At 69.7% G+C, this 8,260-nt stretch carries 1 protein-coding gene; it reads left to right on the forward strand.

All coding sequences use genetic code 11. The annotated features are described in order from the left end of the window. Window positions 1–61 precede the first annotated feature (61 nt). The coding region (locus AC3EVP_RS36560; RefSeq protein ID WP_488179851.1) for an SDR family NAD(P)-dependent oxidoreductase at window positions 62–8,260 on the forward strand (8,199 nt) is incomplete at its 3' end.

The raw sequence follows: 8,260 nt of genomic DNA on the forward strand, positions 1-8,260 counted from the left end.
CCTGGCCTTGGCCTTGGGTGCTGATGAACCCGAGGTCCGCATCAGTTCCGGGGATGGGACTGTGGTGGTGTTCGGGCGTCGGCTGGTCCGGGTGGGTGCGTCGGGTGAGTTGGTGTTGCCTGGTGGTTCGGGTTGGCGGGTGGAGGTGGAGGAGCCGGGTGATCTGGGCAGTGCTGCGGTGGTCGATGTTCCCGAGGCGGGCGCTGTGTTGTTGCCGGGTCAGGTCCGGGTGGGTCTGCGGGCGGCGGGTGTGAACTTCCGCGATGTGGTTGCCGGTCTGGGAATGGTTGCGGACGGCCGGATGCTCGGTGGGGAAGGCGCGGGGGTGGTGCTGGAGACCGGTCCCGGGGTGGATGGTCTGGTGGTGGGTGAGTCGGTGATGGGTTTGGTGCCGGGGTGGGGGCCGGTGGGGGTGGTGGACAGGCGGCTGGTGGCTGCGGTGCCGCGGGGGTGGTCGTTCCAGGAGGCTGCTGCGGTGCCGGTGGGGTTCTTGACGGCGTTTTATGCGTTGCGGGATCTGGCTCAGGTCCGTCCGGGTGAGCGGGTGTTGATCCATGCCGGGACCGGCGGGGTGGGTACGGCTGCGGTGCAGTTGGCTCAGGAATGGGGTTTGGAGGTCTTCGCGACCGCGAGTCCGGCGAAGCAGGCGGCGTTGCGGGCGATGGGCATCGATGAGAGCCACATCGCCTCGACACGCGATCTGGCGTTTGGTGAGCGGTTCTTGGCCGTGACCGGTGGTGCGGGTATGGATGTGGTCGTTAATGCTCTGGCGGGGGAGTTCACGGATGCCTCGCTGCGGTTGTTGCCGCGTGGTGGTCGGTTCGTCGAGATGGGCAAGACCGATATCCGCAACCCCGAGCAGGTCACCCAGACATACCCCGGGGTGATCTACCAGGCCTTCGATCTGATGGATGCCGGTGTGCCGCGGATCGCGGAGATGCTCGCTGAGCTCGGGGTGATGTTCGAGGCGGGGACGCTGACTCCGCCGCCGGTGACGTGTTTCGAGTTGTCGCAGGCGGTCGGGGCATTGCGGTATCTGCAGGCTGCCCGGCATGTGGGCAAGGTTGTGCTGAACGTCCCCGCCGCCTGGGACCCGCAGGGCACCGTCCTGGTCACCGGTGGGACGGGGACGTTGGGTGGGGAGTTGGCCCGGCACCTGGTCACCGTGCGTGGTATGCGGCACTTGGTGTTGGTGTCGCGGCGCGGCCCGGCCGCACCGGGCGCGGCGCGTCTGGTTGCGGAGTTGGCTGAGCTGGGTGCGGAGGTGCGGGTGGTGGCCGGCGATGCCGCCGACCGTGATGCTCTCGCCTCGGTCTTGGCCAAGATTGCGGTGGAGCGGCCGTTGACGGCGGTGGTGCATGCCGCCGGTGTGATCGATGACGCGACGGTCGAGTCGTTGACGCCGCAGCGGATGGTGCCGGTGCTGTCGGCGAAGGTTGACGCGGCGTGGAACCTGCATGAGCTGACGGAGGACATGGGACTGGCCGGGTTCGTGCTGTACTCCTCGGCCGCGGCGGTCATGGGCAGCGCGGGACAAGGCAGTTACGCCGCCGCCAACGCGTTCCTGGACGCCCTGGCGGTCTATCGCCGGGATCGGCATCTGGCCGGTCAGTCGTTGGCGTGGGGCCTGTGGGAACAGACCTCGGAGATGACCGGGCATCTCAACGGCACCGGTATGTCCCGTCTGCGCCGCGGCGGTGTTCAGCCGTTGACGACGGAGCAGGGTCTGGCGTTGTTCGAGGCCGCGGTTGCGTGGGGCGCGCCGTTGGCGGTCCCGACCCGCCTCGACCTGACGGGGCTGTCTCGTGGAGGTCGGCCGGTGCCCGCGCTACTGCGGGGTCTGGCTGGGGGCGCTCCCGCCCGCCCGACCGCATCCGTGGCCGCGGACGCGGGTGGCCTGGCGGTCCGGTTGGCCGCGCTCGGTCCGGCCGATCGCGAGCAGGAAGTCCTACAGGTCGTTCGGGCCGCCGCGGCCGTTGTCCTGGGCCACGCCCGGCCCGGGGACATCGATCCACAGCGGGCCTTCAAGGACATGGGCATCGACTCGCTGACCGCGCTGGAGCTCCGCAACCGGCTCGCGGCCGAGACCGGCCTGAGCCTTCCCGCAACCCTGATCTTCGACTACCCCGTCCCGCTGGAACTTGCTAGGTATCTGGTCGCAGAGGCATGTGGGACCGACGGCGTGGCCACTGTATCCGCGGTCCGTGTCGGGGTGGATGAGCCGGTGGCGATTGTGGGGATGGGTTGTCGGTTCCCGGGTGGGGTGGAGGACCCGGAGGGTTTCTGGCGGTTGGTTGCGGAAGGCTCCGATGCGATGTCGGGGTTCCCGGCGAACCGTGGCTGGGACGTGGCCGGCCTGCCGGACCCGGATTCCGGTGATGGGGGTGCGGGTTATGCCCAGGTGGGTGGGTTCTTGGAGGGTGCGGGTGGGTTCGATGCGGAGTTCTTTGGGATCAGTCCGCGTGAGGCGTTGGGGATGGATCCGCAGCAGCGGGTGTTGTTGGAGACGTGTTGGGAGGCGTTGGAGGACGCGGGCATAGCGCCGGGGACGTTGCGGGGCACGGACACGGGGGTTTATGCCGGCATCATCGCGTCGGGGTATCGGGTCGGTGGGCAGGACGGTGCGGGTGGTTACGGGCTGACGGGGACGACGGCGAGTGTGGCGTCGGGGCGGGTGGCGTATGCGCTGGGGTTGCAGGGTCCTGCGGTTTCGATTGATACGGCGTGTTCGTCGTCGTTGACGGCGATTCACCTGGCGGCGCAGGCGTTGCGGTCGGGGGAGTGTGGGATCGCGTTGGCCGGTGGTGTCACGGTGATGGCTTCGCCTGGGACGTTCACGGAGTTTGCGCGGCAGCGGGGATTGGCCAGCGATGGGCGGTGCAAGCCGTTCGCGGAGGCGGCTGATGGCACCGGGTGGGGTGAGGGCGTTGGCGTCGTGGTGCTGGAGCGGTTGTCGGACGCTCGCGCGCGCGGGCACCGGGTGCTGGCGGTGGTAGCCGGTAGCGCGATCAACCAGGACGGGGCGAGTAACGGTCTGTCGGCGCCGAACGGTCCCTCCCAGCAGCGGGTGATCCAGCAGGCGTTGGCAAGCGCGGGTCTGGCGGCTGGTGATGTGGATGTGGTCGAGGCGCACGGCACCGGCACGGCGTTGGGTGATCCGATCGAGGCACAAGCGCTGCTGGCCACGTACGGGCAGGATCGTGATCCGGCGCGTCCGTTGTTGCTGGGGTCGGTGAAGTCGAATATCGGTCACACGCAGGCGGCTGCCGGTGTCGCGGGTGTGATCAAGATGGTGCAGGCGATGCGGCACGGGATACTGCCGCAGACCCTGCACGTCGACGCCCCGTCTTCCCACGTCGACTGGTCGGCCGGAGCAGTCGAGCTGCTGACCGCCCCGCGTGAGTGGCCGGCGGGTTCTGGTCCGCGGCGGGCGGGTGTGTCGGCGTTCGGGATCAGCGGCACCAACGTCCACCTCATCCTCGAGCAGCCTGCAGAGGATGTCCCTGCCCTGGACGTCCCTGCCGTGGAGGCTCCTACCCAGGATGGGCCGGAGTCTGCGGGTGCGGTGGCGTGGGTGGTATCGGCGCGGTCTGATGCGGCGTTGGTGGCGCAGGCGGGTCGGTTGGCTGAGTTCGTCGACGCTCGCCCTGAGGTCTCGGTCGGGGATGTGGCGTTGTCGTTGGCGGTGACGCGGACGACGGGGTTCTCGCACCGGCTTGCGGTGGTCGGCCGGGACCGTGGCCAGTTGCTGGAGGGGCTGGCTGCTGCCGCGTCGGGGCGGGAGTCGGCCGGGGTGGTGGCGGGGGTTGCTGGTTCTGTGTCGCGGCCGGTGTTTGTGTTTGCGGGGCAGGGTGCGCAGTGGGTGGGGATGGGGGTGCGGTTGTGGGAGGAGGAGCCGGTGTTCGCGGCGGCGATGGAGCGGTGCGCGGCGGCGTTGGAGCCGTTTGTTGGTTGGCGGTTGCGTGAGGTGTTGGGGGATGAGGGGTTGTTGTCGCGGGTGGAGGTGGTGCAGCCGGCGTCGTGGGCGGTGATGGTGAGTTTGGCCGCGTTGTGGCGTTCGGTGGGGGTGGAGCCGGCTGCGGTGGTGGGTCATAGTCAGGGGGAGATCGCGGCGGCGTGTGTGGCGGGTGGGTTGTCGTGGGAGGACGGCGCGCGGGTGGTGGCGTTGCGTAGTCGGGCGTTGGCCGGGCATCTGGCGGGCACGGGCGGGATGGTGTCGGTGCCGGCCGGTCTGGCCGAGGTGGGGGAGTGGATTGCCCGCTGGGAAGGGGACTTGTCGATCGCGGCGGTCAACGCTCCCCGCCAGGTCGTGGTGGCCGGCGCCGCCCATGCGTGTGCGGAGTTCGCGGAGGCGTTCGCGGAGCGCGGGGCGCGACGGATCGCGGTCGACTACGCCTCCCACACCGCGCATGTCGAGGCGGTGAGGGAGAGTCTGGCTGAGGATCTGGCGGGACTGTCCCCGGTCAGTGGTGCGGTGCCGTTTTATTCGACGCTTGAGGGGCGGGTGGTGGATACCGCCCAGCTGGATGGGGGGTATTGGTATCGGAATTTGCGGGAGCCGGTGCGGTTTGGTGAGGTTGTTGCCGGGTTGGTGGCTGAGGGGCATCGGGTGTTTGTGGAGGTCAGTCCGCATCCGGTGTTGGGTATGGCGGTTGCGCAGGCGGGTGAGGGCCTGGTCGCGGCGGCCAGTTTGCAGCGTGGTGATGGCGGCCGGGACCGTTGGTTGACCGCACTGGCGGGCGCTTGGTCGGCGGGCGTGGAGGTGGACTGGGCCGCGGTGACCGCTGATGAGGGTCGGGCGGTGAAGGTTGGGCTGCCGACGTATGCGTTTCAGCGGCAGCACTACTGGCCGAAGGCCGCTGTGGGGGCGGGGAGTCTGCCGTCGGCGGGTGTGCAGGCCGCTGGGCATGCGTTGTTGGCGGCTGCGGTGTGGCTGGCTGATGGTGATGGGTTGGTGTTGACGGGTCGGTTGTCGCTGGCTGCGATGCCGTGGCTGGCCGACCACGCGGTCCACGGCACGGTGCTGCTACCCGGCACCGCATTCGTCGACCTGGCCGTCCACGCCGGGGACCTGGCGGGGTGCGGTGTCCTGGAGGAACTGACGCTCCAGGAGCCCCTGGTCCTTCCCGCCTCTGGCGGCGTGCAGTTGCAGGTCCGTGTCGGTGACGGCGATGGTCCGCGAACGGTCACGGTCTCCTCTCGCGAGGGGGAGGGCGAGTGGGTGCGGCACGCGGTGGGCGAGTTGGCCCCGGCCGGCATTGAGCCGGCTCCGGCTCCGCTGTCCGTTTGGCCGCCGGCGGGTGCGGTGTCGGTTCCGGTCGACGATGCCTACGACAGGTTGGCTCGGCAGGGTTACGGTTACGGTCCGGCGTTCCAGGGGCTGCGGCAGGTGTGGAGGGCCGGGGACACGGTCTATGCCGAGGTGGAGCTGCCCCAGAGCGCGGATGCGGATGTTGCGGGGTTTGGTCTGCATCCCGCTCTGCTTGATGCCGCTCTGCACGGTCTTCTGGCTGCCGGTGGTAGCAACGGCAACGGTGGGGGGACGGGGTTGCCGTTCGTGTGGTCGGGGGTGCGGCTGCTGGCGGGCGGTGCCCGCCACCTGCGGGTGGTGCTGGCGCCCGGGTCGGGCGGGGTCTCGGTCACGGCTTTCGATGCTGTCGGTGAACCCGTCTTGCAAGCACGGTCGCTGGCGTTGCGTGAGGTTCCGGCTGGTCTGCTCACTGGGGCCGGTGGGCAGGTGCGGCAGTCGCTGTTCACCGTCGATTGGGTTCCGCTGCCTGCCCCGCAGACCCCTGACACCGCCGTGGTGCAGTGGGTGCGGCATGGTGAGTCGGTCGGGTCCGAGGTGGCTCCGGTGGTGGTGGCGCCAGTGCCGGCTGCCCCATCGGGGGTTTCGGCGCCGCAGGCGGCCCACCAGGCTGCTGTGACGGTGTTGGGTTGGGTGCAGGAGTGGCTGGCCGATTCCGAGACGGACAATGCGCGGTTGGTGGTCTGGACCCAGGGTGTGGCCACCGGGCAGGATCTGGCGGGCGCGGCGGTGGTGGGTTTGGTGCGTTCGGCGCAGTCGGAGCATCCGGGGCGTGTGCTGCTGGTCGACGTCGACCCGGCCACCGACCTGGACCCGACCCGGGACGTTGACGTGGACACCGTGCTGGCTGCGGTGCTGGGTGCTGATGAGCCGGAGGTCCGCATCCGCCCTGCTACTGCTGACGGCGGGACCGTGGTGTTCGGGCGTCGGCTGGTCCGGGCGGGTGCGTCCGGGGATTTGGCGCTTCCCGCTGGTTCGGGTTGGCGGGTGGAGGTGGCGGAGCCGGGTGATCTGGGCAGTGCTGCTGTGGTCGATGCTCCCGAGGCGGGCGTGGCGTTGTTGCCGGGTCAGGTCCGGGTGGGCCTGCGCGCGGCGGGCGTGAACTTCCGCGATGTGGTCGCCGGTCTGGGAATGGTTGCGGACGGCCGGATGCTGGGCGGGGAAGGCGCGGGCGTGGTGCTGGAGATCGGTCCCGGAGTCACCGGCCTGGTTGTGGGTGAGCCGGTGATGGGTTTGGTGCCGGGGTGGGGGCCGGTGGGGGTGGTGGACAGTCGACTGCTTGCTGCGGTGCCGCGGCGGTGGTCGTTCCAGGAGGCTGCTGCGGTGCCGGTGGGGTTCTTGACGGCGTTTTATGCGCTGCGGGACTTGGCTCAGGTCCGTCCGGGTGAGCGGGTGTTGATCCATGCCGGGACCGGCGGGGTGGGCACGGCTGCGGTGCAATTGGCTCAGGAATGGGGTTTGGAGGTTTTCGCCACCGCGAGTCCGGCGAAGCAGGCCGCGTTGCGGGCGATGGGCATCGATGAGAGCCACATTGCGTCGACGCGGGATCTGGCGTTCTGCGAGCGGTTCTTGGCCGTGACCGGTGGCGAAGGCATGGACGTGGTCGTCAACGCCTTGGCGGGAGAGTTCACGGATGCCTCGCTGCGGTTGCTGCCGCGCGGGGGTCGGTTCGTCGAGATGGGCAAGACCGATATCCGTGATGCCGAGCAGGTCGCCCAGGCATACCCGGGAGTGGTCTACCGAGCATTCGACCTGATGGACCCTGGTCTGGACCGGATCGGGGAGATGTTCGCTGAGCTCGGGGTGATGTTCGAGGCCGGGGCGCTGAAGCCGCCGCCGGTGACGTGTTTCGAGTTGTCGCAGGCGGTCGCGGCATTGCGTCATCTGCAGGCTGCCCGGCACATCGGCAAGGTCGTACTGAACGTCCCCGCCCAGTGGGACCCAAACGGCACCGTCCTGGTCACCGGCGGGACGGGGACCCTGGGTGGGGAACTGGCTCGGCACCTGGTCACCGTGCGTGGTATGCGGCATGTGGTGTTGTTGTCGCGGCGCGGTCCGGCGGCGCCGGGCGCGGCTGGTCTGGTCGCGGAGTTGGCTGAGCTGGGTGCTGAGGTGCGGGTGGTGGCCGGTGATGCCGCCGACCGGGATGCCCTCGCCTCGGTGCTGGCCAAGGTTGCGGTGGAGCGTCCGTTGACGGCGGTGGTGCATGCCGCCGGGGTGATCGACGACGCCACCGTGGAGTCGTTGACGCCGCAGCGGATGCTGCCGGTGCTGTCGGCGAAGGCTGACGCGGCGTGGAACCTGCACGAGCTGACCGAGGACGCGGGCTTGGCCGGGTTCGTGTTGTACTCCTCGGCCGCGGCGGTCATGGGCAGCGCGGGGCAAGGCAGCTACGCGGCGGCGAACGCGTTCCTGGACGCGTTGGCCGTCTATCGCCGGGATCGGCATCTGGCTGGTCAGTCGCTGGCGTGGGGGCTGTGGGACCAGACCTCGGAGATGACCGAGCAGCTGGAGGGCGCGGGTCGGTCTCGTCTGCGCCGCGGCGGTGTTCAGCCGTTGACGACGGAGCAGGGTTTGGCGTTGTTCGAGGCTGCTTCCGCGTGGGGTGCGCCGTTGGCGGTCCCGGCCCGCCTGGAGCTGACGGGGCTGTCTCGTGGAGGTCGGCCGGTGCCCGCACTGCTGCGCGGCTTGGCTGCCGGTGGTGTCTCCGCACGCCCGACGGCAGCCGTGGCCGCGGACGTAGGTGGCTTGGCGGCTCGGTTGGCCCCGCTCTCTCCCGTGGAGCGTGAGCAGGAAGTCCTGCAGACCGTTCAGGAGGCCACCGCTGTTGTGCTTGGTCATGCCAGCTCGGCTGAGATCGACTCCGAGCGGGCGTTCCGTGAGATGGGCATCGACTCGCTGACCGCGCTGGAGCTCCGCAACCGGCTGGTTGCGGAGACCGGATTGAGTCTT

The sequence above is a fragment of the Actinacidiphila sp. bgisy144 genome (assembly GCF_057708105.1).